General features: G+C 39.3%; 13 protein-coding genes. 6 read left to right on the top strand and 7 right to left on the bottom strand.

What is annotated here, in order from left to right:
• The first annotated feature begins 178 nt into the window (after nucleotides 1-178).
• The 5 genes from ACPF7B_RS05250 (at nucleotide 179) to ACPF7B_RS05230 (ending at nucleotide 6243) form a co-directional block, all read left to right on the top strand.
• The gene (locus tag ACPF7B_RS05250; RefSeq protein WP_490504790.1) at nucleotides 179-826 is read left to right on the top strand and encodes a c-type cytochrome; all 648 of its coding nucleotides are present in this window, start codon (nucleotides 179-181) and stop codon (nucleotides 824-826) included.
• 3 nt (nucleotides 827-829) lie between these two features.
• Nucleotides 830-1756 carry a c-type cytochrome gene (locus tag ACPF7B_RS05245; RefSeq protein WP_490504789.1) on the top strand — a complete coding sequence of 309 codons (927 nt, stop codon included), beginning with the start codon at nucleotides 830-832 and terminating at the stop codon, nucleotides 1754-1756.
• A gap of 260 nt (nucleotides 1757-2016) precedes the next feature.
• Nucleotides 2017-2865 carry an MIP/aquaporin family protein gene (locus ACPF7B_RS05240; protein ID WP_490504788.1) on the top strand — a complete coding sequence of 283 codons (849 nt, stop codon included), beginning with the start codon at nucleotides 2017-2019 and terminating at the stop codon, nucleotides 2863-2865.
• Nucleotides 2866-2960: 95 nt separating this feature from the next.
• Nucleotides 2961-4457 (top strand): glycerol kinase GlpK, encoded by a 1497-nt coding sequence (gene glpK, locus ACPF7B_RS05235; RefSeq protein WP_490504787.1) that lies wholly within the window; start codon nucleotides 2961-2963, stop codon nucleotides 4455-4457.
• Nucleotides 4458-4572: 115 nt separating this feature from the next.
• Nucleotides 4573-6243: a glycerol-3-phosphate dehydrogenase/oxidase gene (locus tag ACPF7B_RS05230; RefSeq protein ID WP_490504786.1), complete on the top strand. Its 1671-nt coding sequence runs from the start codon at nucleotides 4573-4575 to the stop codon at nucleotides 6241-6243.
• 117 nt (nucleotides 6244-6360) lie between these two features.
• Here the strand turns inward: ACPF7B_RS05230 and ACPF7B_RS05225 are convergent, their stop codons facing one another.
• The 7 genes from ACPF7B_RS05225 to lepA form a co-directional block, all read right to left on the bottom strand.
• A complete protein-coding gene (locus ACPF7B_RS05225) occupies nucleotides 6361-6978 on the bottom strand; it encodes an aminotransferase class IV (RefSeq protein WP_490504785.1) in 618 nt (205 codons plus the stop codon).
• Nucleotides 6941-8032: an aminodeoxychorismate synthase component I gene (locus ACPF7B_RS05220; protein WP_490504784.1), complete on the bottom strand. Its 1092-nt coding sequence runs from the start codon at nucleotides 8030-8032 to the stop codon at nucleotides 6941-6943. Before ACPF7B_RS05220 ends, ACPF7B_RS05225 begins: the two co-directional genes overlap by 38 nt.
• Before the next feature lie 43 nt (nucleotides 8033-8075).
• Nucleotides 8076-9008: a DMT family transporter gene (locus ACPF7B_RS05215; protein WP_490504783.1), complete on the bottom strand. Its 933-nt coding sequence runs from the start codon at nucleotides 9006-9008 to the stop codon at nucleotides 8076-8078.
• Between the two features lie 76 nt (nucleotides 9009-9084).
• The gene (gene era, locus ACPF7B_RS05210; protein WP_490504782.1) at nucleotides 9085-9975 is read right to left on the bottom strand and encodes a GTPase Era; all 891 of its coding nucleotides are present in this window, start codon (nucleotides 9973-9975) and stop codon (nucleotides 9085-9087) included.
• Nucleotide 9976: 1 nt separating this feature from the next.
• On the bottom strand, nucleotides 9977-10645 hold the full coding sequence (rnc, locus tag ACPF7B_RS05205) for a ribonuclease III (protein WP_490504781.1): 669 nt from the start codon (nucleotides 10643-10645) through the stop codon (nucleotides 9977-9979).
• Between the two features lies 1 nt (nucleotide 10646).
• Nucleotides 10647-11474, bottom strand: coding sequence for a signal peptidase I (gene lepB, locus ACPF7B_RS05200; RefSeq protein ID WP_490504780.1), 828 nt, complete (start codon nucleotides 11472-11474; stop codon nucleotides 10647-10649).
• A gap of 5 nt (nucleotides 11475-11479) precedes the next feature.
• Nucleotides 11480-13273 (bottom strand): translation elongation factor 4, encoded by a 1794-nt coding sequence (lepA, locus tag ACPF7B_RS05195; protein WP_490504779.1) that lies wholly within the window; start codon nucleotides 13271-13273, stop codon nucleotides 11480-11482.
• A 363-nt stretch (nucleotides 13274-13636) separates the two neighbouring features.
• On the opposite strand from lepA, the gene ACPF7B_RS05190 reads away from it, so the two are divergent.
• Nucleotides 13637-16525 carry an insulinase family protein gene (locus ACPF7B_RS05190; RefSeq protein WP_490504778.1) on the top strand — a complete coding sequence of 963 codons (2889 nt, stop codon included), beginning with the start codon at nucleotides 13637-13639 and terminating at the stop codon, nucleotides 16523-16525.
• Nucleotides 16526-16546: the final 21 nt, after the last annotated feature.

Raw genomic sequence — 16546 nt, 5'->3', positions numbered from 1 at the left:
TTTAATTTTTTAAATTTTCAGCTAAACTGTCGAAATAATTAATAAATCTTATCGAATAAATCATCTCATGGTGATAGATATCGATCGACGATTTTAGTGATTTAAGAATGTTCACAGATCACAGATCATAAATTAGTATAAAAAATGAAATTCTTAGGGAAAAATAGAAGAGGAAGTAATGAAGTTAGTCAGAAAAGTGACTTATGTAGCACTTCTTACCATTTTGCCGTTTGCAGTAAATGCACAAGCGGATGGTGAAAAGATCTATATGAAAGGTGGTGAAAATCCGATGGCAATTGCCTGTATGACTTGTCATGGGATGAATGGGGAAGGTCTTGCAGCGGCCGGTTATCCAGCAATGGCGGGTAAAAATGCAGAATATCTTGCAAAGCAGATTCATGATTTTCAAGATGCAACGCGAACTCATCCTGTAATGGATGGTATTGCAAAAGCATTGAGTGATGATGAGATCGTTGCTGTAACTGTTTATATGCAGGACTTACCACATAACGAGATCCCAGAAATTACGAGAGCCGTTCAACCCGTTGATTTAGGAAGCCGTTTGGCGCTTCGGGGTGATTGGAGCCGAAATGTTCCTGAATGCGTTGCGTGCCATGGTCCTGGAGGGATTGGTGTTGGTACTTCATTTCCACAATTAGCGGGTCAAAATGAGCTCTATATTATTAATCAGATGAATGCTTGGAAAAATGGTACTCGCAAGAATGATCAAGCCGATCTTATGGGGCATATTGCAAGATCATTGACAGACGATGAAATTAAAGCTGTTGCTGCATATTTCGCTAGTTTAGGAAATGGGGATAAATAAATTATGAAAAAATTATTAATCGCATCAACGATTTCACTTATCTGTTCAGGTGTTGCATTTGCACAAACGGCAGTTGTATCGATGGATGATCAATCACAATTACCGCAAGCACCTAAAATTCAAACAGGTGAAAATTATCATCAACCCCCAAACGATAGTGAGATCCCAGATAATGCTTTTGGTGAGATGATTAAGCGTGGACAAGCTATTTTTGTTGATACTAAGCGTCAAGCTCCTGAATATGTTGGTAATGGTATGAACTGTGTGAATTGTCATATGGATCAAGGAAAAATGCCAAATGCTGCGCCATTATGGGGTGCATATACAATGTATCCTGCATATCGTAGTAAAAATAATAAAGTTAATACATACGCAGAACGAATTCAAGGCTGCTTTGAGTTTAGTATGAATGGAACGCCACCCGCTGCTGATAGCGAAGTGATGACGGCTTTAATCACCTACTCTTACTGGTTAGCTAAAAATGCACCTACCGGTGTATCGCTTCCAGGACGAGGATACCCAGCGGTCCCTCAACCAGAATCGGGTTACAGTATTGAGCGTGGTGAAGTTGTTTATGCTGAAAACTGTGCTGTTTGTCATGGAAAAGATGGTTTAGGACAGAAAGTGGGTGATAACTATGTTTTTCCACCGTTATGGGGTAAAGATTCTTATAACTGGGGAGCGGGCATGCATCGTATTAATACAGCAGCAGACTTTATTAAAGCGAATATGCCACTTGGAAAAGGTGGGGCGTTAACGGATCAACAAGCTTGGGACGTTGCTGCATTTATGAATAGTCATGAACGTCCACAAGATCCTCGTTTAATCGATGGTTCAATAGAGAAAACGCGCGAAAAATATCATGCAAATGATGGCATTAATCTTTATGGTGTTGAAGTTAATGGAACATTGTTAGGTCAAGGTATCTAGTAATACATACGGATTGCCATATATTAAAAGTAAAACCCAAATAGTTAAAACTATTTGGGTTTCTCTGTATTTGTCGATTGGTTTTGCTTTGATGATGAAAAATTAAAGAGGATATCATAAAAATAATTAGCGATATTATGAAATAAATCATTTTTTATTTTGGTGATTTTGTTATCGTCATAGTAAGAAAATAAAAGGCAAATTAGCGACTTTTTATTCACTATAAACATTAATAAATAAATTGTTTGAAAGGGGGATTTATGCCAAGTTATATTGCAGAATTAATCGGGACAGCCATTATGATCCTTTTTGGTGGCGGCGTTGTAGCAAACGTTGTGTTAAATAGATCAAAAGCATCGGGGGGAGGATGGATCGTCATTGCTATGGGCTGGGGATTTGCAGTAATGTTAGGCGTTTTTGCTGTTGGAAAATATAGTGGTGGTCATTTTAATCCAGCGGTGACTATTGGCCTTGCAATTACAGGTAAGTTTCCATGGCTCCATGTTGTAGGATATATCATTGCACAAATGCTTGGAGCAATGTTAGGGGCTCATCTTGTTTGGCTCCATTTTAAACCACACTTCTTAGTAACCGATAATGCCATTGCTAAACGCGATATTTTTTGCACTACACCTGCAATTGAGGATTACCCGAATAATGTTGTGTCGGAAATTATTGGGACTGCAATCTTGATTTTTGCCATTCTCTTTATCGGAATCAATGAATTTACCGGCGGTTTACAACCTGTTGTGGTTGGGTTTTTAATTATGGCAATTGGTTTAAGTTTAGGTGGAACAACAGGGTATGCAATTAATCCCGCTCGAGACCTTGGTCCGCGCATTATGCATGCACTGTTACCAATTCCTGGGAAAACAGATTCTAATTGGCGATATGCATTTGTACCCGTTTTAGGACCGATTGTAGGGACTATTTTAGGTTCGTCGCTCTACGGACTTGTTTATCGTGTTGGCGCAGATAATGGAATGGGGATTTTTGAAAGTTTAGTATGGTTAGTGATTGGAATCGGTGCAACTTATGCATTACTTCGATATGCTAAGCAGAAAGCTAAGGAATATCATGTTGTGGAAGAGAGTCCTGATCAATATTAAGCAGTGATTTTTATTTTGAATTATCCCATTGAAACAGCATTTTATATGAGCAGAATATCATCTGCTTAGCAAGACAAAGATACAAAGGAGCGGCTATGCAAAAGTATGTAATGGCAATAGATCAAGGTACAACAAGTACTCGAGCAATTATTTTTGATAAGTTAGGCAATATTAAAGGTACATCTCAGCGAGAGTTTCGCCAAATATTTCCTCAACCGGGATGGGTAGAACATGACCCTACTGAAATTTGGGCGAGCGTCCTTTCTGTTGTGACCGAAGTTTTAGCGGAAAATAGTATTAGTCCGAAACAGATTGCGACAATTGGCATTACTAATCAGCGCGAAACAACAGTTGTTTGGGATAAAACGACAGGTTTGCCAATCTATAATGCGCTTGTCTGGCAATCTCGTCAGACAGAAAAGATCTGTGATTCACTTCGTAAAGCAGGTCACGAAGCAATATTTAAATCTAAGACCGGTCTCTTAATCGATCCTTATTTCTCTGGAACGAAAGTTGCATGGATTTTAGATCGTGTTGATGGTGCGCGTAGAAGGGCGGAGAAAGGTGAGCTACTTTTTGGAACGATTGATACTTGGATTATCTGGAAGTTGACAGGCGGTGCAGTGCATGTGACTGACTATTCCAATGCAAGTCGTACATTGATGTATAACATCTATGATTTGAAATGGGACGAAGAATTATTGGATATTTTAAATATTCCCGCTTCAATGTTGCCAAAAGTTTGCTCATCTTCTGAAGTTTATGGAACCACATCACCACAACATTTTTTTGGTGAGTCCATTACGATTTCAGGCGCTGCTGGCGACCAGCAAGCAGCACTTTTCGGGCAAGCCTGCTTTAAAGAAGGGATGGCTAAAAACACTTATGGAACAGGTTGTTTTATGTTAATGAATACCGGCGAGAAGCAGGTCCGTTCGGATAATGGCCTTTTAACAACGCTTGCTTGGGGGATTGATGGAAAAGTTCAATATGCGTTAGAAGGCTCGATTTTCGTTGCTGGTTCGGCAGTACAGTGGCTGCGTGATGGGCTACGAATGTTCCAACACGCAAGATTATCAGAAGATTATGCAAGTCGTGTTGATTCAACTAATGGTGTCTATGTTGTACCTGCATTTGTCGGTTTAGGAACGCCTTACTGGGACCCTGAAGCGCGCGGCGCAATTTTTGGTATTACTCGTGGTACAGAAAAAGAGCACTTTATTCGTGCAACCTTGGAATCAATCGCATATCAAGCTTGTGATGTCTTAAAAGCGATGGAACAAGATGCAGGTTTAAGTTTAAGTTCGCTTCGTGTTGATGGTGGTGCATCACTGAATAATTTCTTAATGCAATTTCAAAGCGATATTTTAGGCGTTGAGGTTGATCGCCCTAAAATTAGTGAAACGACAGCTCTCGGAGCAGCATATTTAGCGGGATTAGCTGTGGGATATTGGGAATCACTAGAAGAGATTGAAAAAATCTGGGCGCTTGATCAAAAATATATGCCTAAAATGGGGCAAGATGATCGTCAAAAACGCTACCATGGCTGGCAATGCGCCATAAAAGCGACGCAAGCTTTTAAACCAGAATAGCCCTTCAGTCAGGACTTGGGGTAAAATAGCGATGATAGGTGGAGTGCAGAGAATACTGCTTGCCTATCATCATTTTGAATATCGATACAATTGACTGTATCAAAAGGAGTAAACTATGTTTTTTTCAGCTTTACATCGTCAGGAGACTGTTCAAAAGCTTGAATCAGAAATGTATGATGTTGTGGTCGTCGGTGGCGGTATCACGGGTGCTGGAATTGCGTTAGATGCCTCTCAACGAGGAATGAAAGTCGCTTTGGTTGAGATGCAAGACTTTGCTGCCGGAACAAGCAGCCGTTCAACAAAATTAATTCATGGTGGCTTACGCTATTTAAAACAGTTGCAGATTAACGTGGTACGTAATTCTGGTCGTGAACGAGCGGTTGTTTATGAAAATGGGCCGCACGTTACAACACCCGAATGGATGCTTCTTCCGATGCACAAAGGTGGAACATTTGGACCTTTTTCAACATCGATTGGTTTAATGGTTTACGACTTTTTAGCTGGCGTGAAAAAAGATGAACGTCGGTCAATGCTTAATCGGGAAGAGACGATTAAAAAAGCACCGCTCGTAAAACAAGATGGTTTAGTGGGGGCGGGTTATTATGTGGAATATCGAACAGATGATGCGCGTTTAACAATTGAAGTAATGAAAAAAGCGGTTGATCTTGGTGCAATAATACTCAATTATGCGCAAGTGGAATCCTTTTTGTATGATGATAGTAATAAAGTCGATGGGATACAGGTTAAAGATTTGGTGAGTGATCACTCTTTTGCAATCAAAGCTAAAAAAGTGATTAATGCAACAGGGCCTTGGGTCGATGAGATGCGAAAACTCGATAAAGGGAAAACGAATAATAAACATCTTCGTTTAACCAAAGGGATTCATCTCGTGGTGGATCAAGCCAATTTTCCTTTAAAACAAGCGGTCTATTTTGATACCGAAAATGATAAGCGTATGATTTTTGCTGTTCCTCGTGATGGAAAAACCTATATTGGCACTACGGATACAGTTTATGAGGCAGATAAGGCACATCCGATTGCCACGAGTGCAGATCGAGACTATATTCTCAAGGCGGTAAATTATATGTTTCCAACGATTAAACTTACTAAAGAACATATTGAATCTTCATGGGCAGGAATTCGTCCGTTAATTTGGGAAGAAGGAAAAGATCCATCAGAGATTTCTCGTAAAGATGAAATTTGGGAATCTGATACAGGTCTGTTGACGATTGCTGGTGGTAAATTAACGGGATATCGACATATGGCGGAAGAGATCGTGGATCGTTTAAGTGAATTATTAAAACGCGATTACCAACGCTCTTTTCCACGTTGTAAAACCAAGCATCTACCTATTTCTGGTGGCGATGTCGGTGGTTCGGATAAATTTCCATCATTTGTTCGTGAGCAAGTAGCCAAAGGCGTTAATGCCGGGCTCAATGAAGATGAGAGTCGTTTTTTAGCGCGTTATTATGGTACTAACTCTAATATCTTGTTTGCACATTTTAAAGAGCATCCTTATGAAGATAAACCCGGCTTATCTCGACTTACGGCACTGCGTCTTTGGTATGCATTGAATCACGAGGCGGTGCTTTATCCTGATGATTTCTTTATTCGTCGTACTGGAAATCTCTTCTTTAATATTTCTGCTGTTCATGAGGAAAAATCAGAAGTGATTGCTGAGATGGCAAAATTCTTTGATTGGGATGCTGCAATGACTGAAAAAATGCAGTTACGTTTGGCAAGCTTTATTGCAGATACATCAGCGTTTCCTGAAATTAACCAGTAACTTATGCGTCGTTATACGTTAAATGATGAATATAAGCCAGTATTTTAAAAAATACTGGCTTATATTCATTTATGATTTAGGGATTTTATTATCCTATTGGGTTCTCACAAGCTACTTTTAGATCACGATATTTTTTATAGGCAACTCGATCTCACCAAATTCAATCATAGCGTTAAACACGCGGATAGCACTGTATTTAGACAAATCATCTTGATGAATGGAGCGTTCTTGAATAAGCCCATGATGCAGTAGAGCGCTTCGTTTTGTTCCTTTTAAGAGCGGCGTCTCGGGTGTATACCATATGTCATTTTGTAATAGTGCAACATTAGCGATTGAGGTATCGGTGATAAATCCATCTTTAGAAATGAGGATATCATCACACTTCTTTTTTTGTTGAAAAAGCGTGTTTAGTTCTGCACGGCGTTCATATTTATAGGCATACTCAATTGACGCTTCTATTAAACGAAGGGATGTTATTTCACGTTTTTCATATGGGATAAATTCAATAGACTCAATATATTCTCCATAAACAACACGAACTTTATAGTTTCCTTTGGGGGGGATTGAACCCGATTTCATTAATGCAAGCGGCAACGAAAGGGGGGCGCAATTTTTATAAAAAGAGTTACGCGTTCGATCCATCCGTTCTTGATGATAAGAGAGAGCTGAAAAAAATCCTCCTTCAAGATGGATTGTTTCAAGAAATAGGTAAGTAGATTTTTTCGATAAGTTCATGGTATTCACTCTCAGCATCACTTTGGGCAGTAATTCCACCGCCACTTTTAAAGGTATAGTTAAAAATCATCTCATTTTCTGTTAAGAGTTCAAGCGGTGATTGATGAACCATTTTGTCACATTGATTACTGTTATCGAGCTTTGGTGATGATTGGGACGTTTCTATGTAACGAATTAGAACGGTACTATCGACATTTTCGCCATCAAAAATACCGGCAATACCAGAATAAAAACCACGCTGATAAGTCTCAATTTTTCTAAGAATATCGGTGGCCTTTTGTCGATCAGCACCCGTAATAGAGCTCGCGGGTGTAAGGGTAAAGAAGATATCTCCTAAGTGCATTTTGTAATCATCCGAAAGATCTCCTTCAATAACAGAGCTCGTCTGTAAAATTGTTCCATTGCCTTTTGTGACTCGATCAACATAACGAAAGCGCGCGATATGAGCATTCTTTGCAACAAGCGAAATATCATTTACCGCTTCATTTGCCATTATTTTGTGTTCATCAAGTTCTTTAGGATCTTCAAGTAATTGTTTCTCAGCATTTGGGAGTGCTGCATTAATTGTTCCTTTCATTGGAAAAGTGGCAATTTTCCTATTTTTGATCGTGACAAATGTTTCGGGTGAAAAGGAGCAGAAATGATCTTTTAAAAAGATACGGTATTTTGCGTCGGTTCTCGAAAAGATTTCTGGAAGTGAGAGATTACAAGTAATGGGTGTTGGAAATGTAAGATTCGCGAGATGTATTTCCTTCGATTTTAGTAGGGAGAGTAAGGGCGAAAATGCACTAGAATAGATTGAAAAGTCGATTGGTGATCGTTCCCAATGAACAGTTTTTGGCGTGTGATTTGCGAACTGATAGGCGGTAAGAAATTGGTTAAAATTGGAAATTGAGCCATGAAAATCAAAAGCAACATTGAGCGGATTGATTTTATCAAGTGGAATGACAATATTTTGCGCTTGATTATAGGAAATAATAAAGAAAAAAGGTCGCTTTTCACTCCCTAATTGATTCATCAAAGTGAGTGCTTCAGGTTTTGTTAAAAAATTCATATAGCAGTTATATCTCTTTACACTGAAATAATATTGAAGAAATTTATCGTTTTTTGATCTCAAAATAGCTAATGGAGAGAAGGGCAAGAATCATAATCATTGCCCCAACCCAAAACTGGGTAGTGACTGCCCAACCAAAGATCAGCCAACCTAAAAAAGTATTGATGGGTAGCTTGAGATAATCAAAAGGTTGGATAAAAATCACATCAGCATGAGAATAAGCTTTTGCAATAGCATATTGAGCAATCGCAGTTAAAATTCCTAATAAAATTAAGAGTCCTAATAGATCGATATCTGGAACGAAGAGCAGATTAGGTAGATGGGAAAAGTTATCGGTGAATGCGATAAAAAGATTAATCGGTACCATCAAAATATAGAGATAACTGACCATCGTCAATGGATGATCCTTATCAGAGAGATGTTTCATTAATAGTGCATGAATGGCCCAAAATAACGCTGCTAAAATAGGAAAAATTGCAGCAGAATTAAAATGAGCACTATTGGGTGCGAGAATTATAATTGCGCCGCCAAATCCGAGCATTGTTGCGATGACGCGGGCGATGGTCAGTTTTTCCCGTAGAAATAGAAATGCTCCTAAACTCGCAAAAAGCGGTGAAGTCATGAGTAACGCGACACCTTCTCCAATAGGGAATTGGATGGAGAGAGCTTTTACCCAAAATTGAATCCCAATGACAGCGGCAATAATCCGCCAGAAGTGCGTCATAAAATGCTGAGTATAAAGAATTTTTGAAATTCCCATTTTAAGGAGGAATGGTAACATGCAGAGCAATGCAAAGAAATATTGATAAAAAGCGATCCAGCTTGAGGTAATAACAAAGTGTTCCGAAATTAACGGGGTTAAAACATTGGCTCCGGCAAAGGTGATGCCAGCGACAATCATCCATACCGCACCATGTAAGGTGTAGTGCTGATTGTCAGTATAGCGATGCAGAAGATATTGCAGTTTCTGGAACATAACGACCTTCAGAAAGAAGATTGGCAAAGGTGAACGAAAAAGACCTTCCCGAGGGAAGATCTTTTATGAGGACTATTTATAGGAGATCTTTGTAGCCAAGAGCATTCAATGCTCTCTCATCATCAGACCAACCTTCACGTACTTTAACAAAGGCACGCAAGAATACTTTAGCATTAAAGAGACGTTCTAATTCTGTTCTTGCTTGTGTACTTGCTTCTTTTAATACAGAACCACCTTTACCAATTACAATTCCCTTCTGGCTCTCTTTCTCCACGGAGATAGCCGCTAAGATTCGGTAGAGATTCCCTTCGATTTTAAACTCTTCAATCTCTACTGCAATAGTGTAGGGGAGTTCTTGATTAAGTCTTCGAGTCAGTTTTTCACGAAGTACTTCGCCCGCTAAAAAGGCACTTGAAACGGTGGTAATTTCATCTTCGCTATAAGGGAATGGTTGTTCAGTGAGATATTTTTCAATCACCCCTACTAAAAGATTGCCAGATTTCTCTTGTTTTGCCGAAAGCGGAATAATATCTGCAAACTCAAATTTTTCACTCATCTCAGCAATAAAAGGGAAGAGATCTTCTTTTTTCTCAACATGATCAATCTTATTGACTACAAGAATCACCGGAACTTCAATGCCTTTAAGCTTTGATAAAACTTTTTCATCATCTTTAGTAAATTTAAGTGCTTCTACAATAAAGATAATAACATCACCTGAAGCAATTGAACTCATAGCTGTACGATTCAGCTGCTTGTTGAGTGCTGATTGCATGTTGGTATGAATCCCTGGAGTATCGAGGAAAATAATTTGTGTCTCTTTATCGGTGTAAATGCCAGTAATTGCATGGCGAGTGGTTTGGGGTCTATTTGAGGTAATACTAATTTTTTGCCCCAAGATACGGTTCATTAACGTTGATTTCCCAACATTTGGGCGACCAACGATGGAAGCGAAACCGGCTTTTGTCATCTTAAATTTTCTCCAACATTAATTCTGCAGCGCGCTGTTCGGCGCGTTTTTTTGTAGTGCCTTCGGCAATTGTATGTAGATCTTCAAAAGTACAGAGTACTTTAAAGACTTTTTCATGATCGCGTCCTGAAATATCGATCACTTCATAGTTTGGGATTTCTCGATTAAGCGCTTGTAGTTTCTCTTGTAAACGACTTTTCGGGCTTTTAAAAATCTCTCCGAGATCTTTCTTCGCTTTCTCAATAATTGATTGAAAATAGGGTTCATAGAGTGAGAGAACGACAAGTTGGGTGGTTTCAAAATCAGAATCTAAAAAGAGTGCTCCGAAAAGAGCCTCTAAACAGTCTGCTAGAATACTCGGACGAAACTCACCGTCATTATTTTTTTCACCGATACTTAAAATCAGAAATTTATTCAGCTCTAATTTGAGTGCAATTTCTGCTAAAGTGTCTTCTTTAACAAGGTGGGCACGCAGTTGACTCAACTCACCTTCATTTGCATCAGGCAACTTATGAAAAAGTGCTTCGGCGATAATGAAGTTTAAGCAACCATCCCCGAGATATTCGAGCCGCTCATTATTATCTTGTGAATAAGAGCGATGGATAAAGGCTCTTTTTAAAAGGCGTTTATCCATAAAGGTATAATTTAATTTTTGCTCAATAATTTGCATATTAGTCTATCGTGGTAAAAATATGGTCACAATCTTCAAAAGAGGTGACACAATTGTAATTCATCCAAATATAACGGGCTTTACCAAGAATTTTTTCATCATCTACCAATCCCCAGAAACGACCATCGTAGCTATTGTCACGATTATCACCCATCATGAGAAATTTTCCTTCAGGAATAGTAAATGGAAAACGTTGATGTAGACCAATTCCTCGGTCTGCTGCTGTAATTGTTTTTGATGTTTGAATCAAGTGTTCTTTATATTCATTGTTACCAACAGGCCCAACAGGAAAGCGTTCAGAGACAAAGATCTCATCCTCTTCAGGTTCACGAGCAGCACCAATATATTTGTATTCCAGCGGCTCGCCATTGATGGTGAGCTGTTTGTTTTTGTAATCAATTATATCGCCAGGAACGCCGATAACGCGTTTAATATAATTTACGCGCTCATCACCTGGGAATTTAAAGATTGCAACATCTCCACGCTCGATTCCCTCGCCAGGTTCAGAGAAAAGCCGTTGATTGGTAATAGGCATACGAATGCCATAAGACCATTTATCGGCTACAATCATATCGCCAGCATAGAGTGTTGGTTGCATAGATCCTGATGGAATCACATAGGGCTCAACAATGAAAGAGCGAAGTACTCCGACAAAAAGCACAACTGGGAAGAGGAACTTTGCCCAGTCAACAACCCATGGAAGTTTTTTATCTGCACGGCGTTTTTTCTTATAAAAAAGGGAATCAATTAACCAGATAAGACCAGTGATAGGAATTGCTAAAATAATAGCAATCGAGAGGTAATGGGTAAAGTTGGCAAATATTGACATAATGTTTACTCTTCGTTAACTTTTAGTACGGCAAGGAATGCTTCTTGTGGAATTTCAACGCTTCCCACTTGTTTCATTCGTTTCTTACCTTCTTTCTGTTTTTCTAATAATTTGCGTTTACGGCTGACATCGCCTCCGTAACATTTTGCAGTAACATCTTTACGAAGTGCGCGAACATTGGTACGAGCAATGATATTAGCGCCAATAGCAGCTTGAATCGCGATTTCGAATTGTTGACGAGGAATCAGCTCTTTCATTTTTTCAACAAGTTTACGCCCTTGATATTGAGCATTATCTTTATGGGTAATGAGTGAAAGTGCATCGACGCGTTCACCATTGATTAGGACATCGACTTTTACAAGATCAGAAGCTTGGAAACGGACAAATTTGTAATCAAATGATGCATAGCCACGAGATACTGATTTTAAACGATCAAAGAAGTCGAGAACCACTTCACTCATCGGGATTTCATAGCGAAGCTGTACCTGGTTACCGGCATAAACCATATCGAGCTGAACACCCCGTTTTTCAATACAGAGTTTCATGATATTACCGATATAGTCTTGTGGGGTTAAGATATTCGCTTCAATAATAGGTTCACGGATCTCTTTAATCAGCGTGACTTTCGGTAAACCATCGGGGTTATCGACATAGATCACTTCCCCATTATTTTTCTCAACTTCATAAATTACAGTTGGTGCTGTCGTGATAAGATTGAGATTATATTCTCGTTCTAAACGTTCTTGAATGATCTCCATATGGAGCATCCCTAAGAAACCACAACGGAATCCAAATCCTAATGCTTGCGATGTTTCTGGCTCAAAATGGAGTGATGAGTCGTTTAATCTGAGTTTTTTAAGTGCTTCGCGGAGATCCTCATACTCTTCAGAATCCACCGGAAATAGTCCAGCAAATACTCGAGGTTGTACTGTTTGGAAACCCGGAACAGGAGAGGATGCTGGGTTTTTCTCAAGCGTAATTGTATCACCTACGGGGGCTCCATCAATTTCTTTTATTCCTGCAATGACAAATCCAACCTCGCCGGCAGAAAGTTTCTGTTTATCGAGTCTATTCGGGGTGAAAACGCCTACATGAGTCACTTCATGAGTATCTTTGGTACTCATAATCTTAATTTTATCGCCCTTATGGATTTCACCATCAAACAGCCGGACAAGTGAGACAACGCCTACATATTGATCGTACCAAGAATCGATAATCAGTGCTTTTAACGGTGCATTGACTTCACCCACAGGAGCGGGAATTTTTTTGATCATATCTTCAAGAACATCGCGGACGCCAATCCCTGATTTTGCAGAACAGCGTACAGCATCCATTGCTTCAATGGCGATAATATCTTCGATTTCCATCGCAACACGATCTGGCTCGGCAGCTGGAAGATCGATCTTATTGAGAACTGGAATAACTTCGAGTCCTTGATCAAGCGCTGTATAACAGTTTGCAACAGATTGTGCCTCAACCCCCTGTGCTGCATCGACAACCAATAATGCCCCTTCACAGGCGTAGAGTGAGCGTGATACTTCATAAGAGAAGTCAACGTGTCCAGGTGTATCGATAAAATTGAGGTGATAAACTTCACCATTATCCGCTTTGTAATCGAGGGAAACACAGTGTGCTTTAATCGTAATTCCCCGTTCTTTCTCAAGATCCATTGAGTCGAGGACGCGATCTTCCATTTCGCGTTCGCTTAAGCCTTCGCAAATCTTGATAAATTGATCGGCCAAGGAGGATTTACCATGGTCAATATGGGCAATGATTGAAAAGTTTCTAATATTCTTCATCGATTCTTTCTATGTAATAAAGGTGAATTATCTTTTTTTAAAAGAGCTCTATCTTAGCAAATTAAAGCGGTTAAGGTGAGATTTTAAATAACCAAATAAAATTATAGGGAAGAGATTTTAAGCACTAAATAAGATTTCAACCAAGGTTCTTGAAGGAATTTTACGTTGTGAAGAATTGAGATTTTGGAATTACGCCCCATTGTATTGGTCTACACAAGTGAAAATGAACATGTAATGGTGAATATCTTGTTGTCAATAATGTTGTTATGATAAGCCATTATATGAATAGAGTGGGAATCATTCCCGCATCGTTTCAAATGAATTTATAAAACGTATCTTTAAAAATACGAGAAGAGAGGATTAATGACACAAGCATTTACTAAAACAAAAGAAACATTTCTTCCATCCTTAAATATCACGCTTCAAGAGTATGAACATAATGTTACGAAAGCAAAGCATATTCATTTAGCGTGTGATGATACGAATAATGTCTTCTTAGTCGGCTTCTTAACAGTTCCTGAAGATTCAACTGGCGTAGCACACATTCTTGAACATACAGCGCTTTGTGGTTCCGAAAATTATCCTGTGCGTGATCCATTTTTTATGATGATTCGTCGTTCACTCAATACGTTTATGAATGCATTTACCTCATCTGACTGGACGGCATATCCATTTGCGAGCCAGAATAAAAAAGATTTTTATAATCTTTTAGATGTTTATTTAGATGCTGCATTCTTTCCAAAACTCGATTACTTGGATTTTCTACAAGAGGGACATCGCCTAGAGTTTACGGAAATCGATAATCCTAAGAGTGAACTTGTGTATAAAGGCGTAGTATTCAATGAGATGAAGGGTGCAATGAGTTCGATTAGCTCGGTGCTTTATCAAGAGTTGACGAAAGCGTTATTCCCTACAATTACCTATCACAATAACTCGGGCGGTGATCCTAAAGATATTCCCGATTTAACGCATGAACAGCTCGTTAATTTTCATAAGAAACATTATCATCCATCCAATAGTGTCTTTATGACCTATGGCAATATGAATCCATTGGAGCACCAGAAAGTTTTTGAAGAGAAAGTTCTTTCGAAGTTCAATTTTCAAGATTTTGATTTTAGTGTGCCAGATGAAAAACGTTTTACTGAGCCAAAATCATTCACCGCAGAGTACCCACTTCCAAAAGAAGAGCCATTAGAGAAACAGAGTCATGTCATTAATTCATGGTTGTTGCATAAAATTACCGATGCCGATGAGTTGATGCGGGCGCGTATTTTAAGTAGTGTCTTAGTTGATAATTCGAGTTCACCGCTTCGTTTGGCGCTAGAAACGACAGATCTTGGTACTGCGCCATCGATGTTTTGTGGCCTAGAAGAGGGTACCAGAGAAGCCTTTTTCTCATGTGGTTTAGAAGGGGCTAATGGGGAAGATACGGATAAGATTAATCAGTTGATTACGGATACTTTGATGAAAGTACGTGATGAAGGTGTTCCTCAGGCGAGTATTGAGTCTGCTCTTCACCAGTTAGAACTTGCATCGCGTGAGATTTCTGGGGATCGTTATCCATATGGATTACGTCTGATTGTCGATACATTAACGCCGGTACTGCATGGCGGTGAGGCATTTGACACACTTTCATTTGATGAGTCACTTAAAAAGATGCGTGAAGAGATTCAAGATCGTAAGTTTATTCCTAATCTCGTGGATCGTCTCTTACTCAATAATCCTCATAAAGTGATGTTAACGCTTAACCCTAGTCATACAATGGCCGATGAGTTAGTGGCAGCAGAGAAAACAAAATTAGCGGATATTCAAAAAAATCTTACTGATGCAGATATCAAAAAAATTATCGATGATGCGAAAGCATTACAAAAACGCCAATCACAAGAAGATGATGATTCAATTCTACCGATGGTGACGCGTGATGATATTCCGAAAAAACTCACATTCCCAGAGCTCGATTATAGTCAGCAGTCAATTGTTATGGGATCTCCGACAACAAACGGTATGACTTATCAATCGATTGTGGTAGATCTTCCAGCATTGACGGAAGAAGAGATGGAAATATTACCATTTTTAGACGCATTTATTACTGAAATGGGTGCTGGTAATCGCAGTTATCTTGAGCAGCAAGCACGTATTTCAGCTATTACCGGTGGTGTTTCTGCACGTACGATGTATCAACCACACGAAGGGGATATTAAAGGTTTCTGGGTTCTTTCAGGAAAAGCGTTGCTTGAAAATCACCAAAAACTTGGTGAGCTTCTCAAGGATATCCTCTTCAATGCCCGATTCGATGAAACAAAACGTATGCAAGAGATTTTGGCACAAATTAAACTCGGGCGAGAGCAAGGGATTGTTAGTAATGGCCATAGTTATGCCATGGGTGTTGCAAGTCAAAATATTTCACTAATTTCGCAGCTCGATCAGCGTTTGAGTGGAATGCAATCTATCAAAGACTTCCGTGGTATTGAAACCAAGATGAAAGATGAGACTGAATGTCGTGCATTTGGAGAAAAATTAAGTAAACTTCTACAAAAACTTCAATCGGCTCGTTATGAAGTTATTGTTCTCAATGACTCGGAAAATATTCGCACCGAAGCAGATCTTTTTGCAAAAGTGATGGCGCATCAGGTGAATGAGTCTCAAAAAGACTTTAAGGTTCCTTTTGTAGCAAAAGAGGCAGAGAAAATCCATTTAGGTTGGGCTATTAATGCACCCGTATTCTATTGTGCCAAAAGTTATAAAACAGTAACCCGTGATCATAAGGATTCTCCTGTTTTCCAAGTCTTAACAGGATTTTTACGCAATGGTTATCTCCACCGTGCGATTCGTGAGCAAGGTGGGGCATATGGTGGTGGCGCAACTTATAATGCTGCATCGGGGGCTTTTAGCTTCTTTAGTTATCGTGATCCTCGTCTTCTTGAAACGTTAAAAGATTTTGATGCATCAATTGATTGGTTACTTAATACGGATCATGATGAACAACAACTTGAGGAGGCGATTTTGGGTGTTATAAGTGCGATTGATCGCCCTAAAGCGCCCGCTGCAGAGTATGGGGATCGATACTTTATGAATCGTTATGGCCGTTCACCTGAAGATCTTGAAGCATATCGAGCATCTGTCTTAAAAGTGACAATTAATGACCTTAAACGCGTAGCAAAAGAGTATTTTGCTAATCGTGATACGCATACGGCAGTTTTAGGGCCTAAAGCACCATTAGAGGAAGCCGGCTTTACTGTAAAACAGCTTTAATGATAATTTAAATAGTCATTT

This window comes from Ignatzschineria sp. 22MB058224 (assembly GCF_058188435.1).
The sequence above is the reverse complement of the archived record's forward strand: the minus strand, read 5'-3'. Positions and strand labels throughout refer to the sequence as shown.

Excerpts from the sequence above, each read along its gene's own strand:
- ACPF7B_RS05250 (WP_490504790.1), top strand. The coding sequence starts at position 179 with ATGAAGTTAGTCAGAAAAGTGACTTATGTAGCACTTCTTACCATTTTG.
- ACPF7B_RS05245 (WP_490504789.1), top strand. The coding sequence starts at position 830 with ATGAAAAAATTATTAATCGCATCAACGATTTCACTTATCTGTTCAGGT.
- ACPF7B_RS05240 (WP_490504788.1), top strand. The coding sequence starts at position 2,017 with ATGCCAAGTTATATTGCAGAATTAATCGGGACAGCCATTATGATCCTT.
- glpK (WP_490504787.1), top strand. The coding sequence starts at position 2,961 with ATGCAAAAGTATGTAATGGCAATAGATCAAGGTACAACAAGTACTCGA.
- ACPF7B_RS05230 (WP_490504786.1), top strand. The coding sequence starts at position 4,573 with ATGTTTTTTTCAGCTTTACATCGTCAGGAGACTGTTCAAAAGCTTGAA.
- ACPF7B_RS05225 (WP_490504785.1), bottom strand. The coding sequence starts at position 6,978 with ATGAACTTATCGAAAAAATCTACTTACCTATTTCTTGAAACAATCCAT.
- ACPF7B_RS05220 (WP_490504784.1), bottom strand. The coding sequence starts at position 8,032 with ATGAATTTTTTAACAAAACCTGAAGCACTCACTTTGATGAATCAATTA.
- ACPF7B_RS05215 (WP_490504783.1), bottom strand. The coding sequence starts at position 9,008 with ATGTTCCAGAAACTGCAATATCTTCTGCATCGCTATACTGACAATCAG.
- era (WP_490504782.1), bottom strand. The coding sequence starts at position 9,975 with ATGACAAAAGCCGGTTTCGCTTCCATCGTTGGTCGCCCAAATGTTGGG.
- rnc (WP_490504781.1), bottom strand. The coding sequence starts at position 10,645 with ATGCAAATTATTGAGCAAAAATTAAATTATACCTTTATGGATAAACGC.
- lepB (WP_490504780.1), bottom strand. The coding sequence starts at position 11,474 with ATGTCAATATTTGCCAACTTTACCCATTACCTCTCGATTGCTATTATT.
- lepA (WP_490504779.1), bottom strand. The coding sequence starts at position 13,273 with ATGAAGAATATTAGAAACTTTTCAATCATTGCCCATATTGACCATGGT.
- ACPF7B_RS05190 (WP_490504778.1), top strand. The coding sequence starts at position 13,637 with ATGACACAAGCATTTACTAAAACAAAAGAAACATTTCTTCCATCCTTA.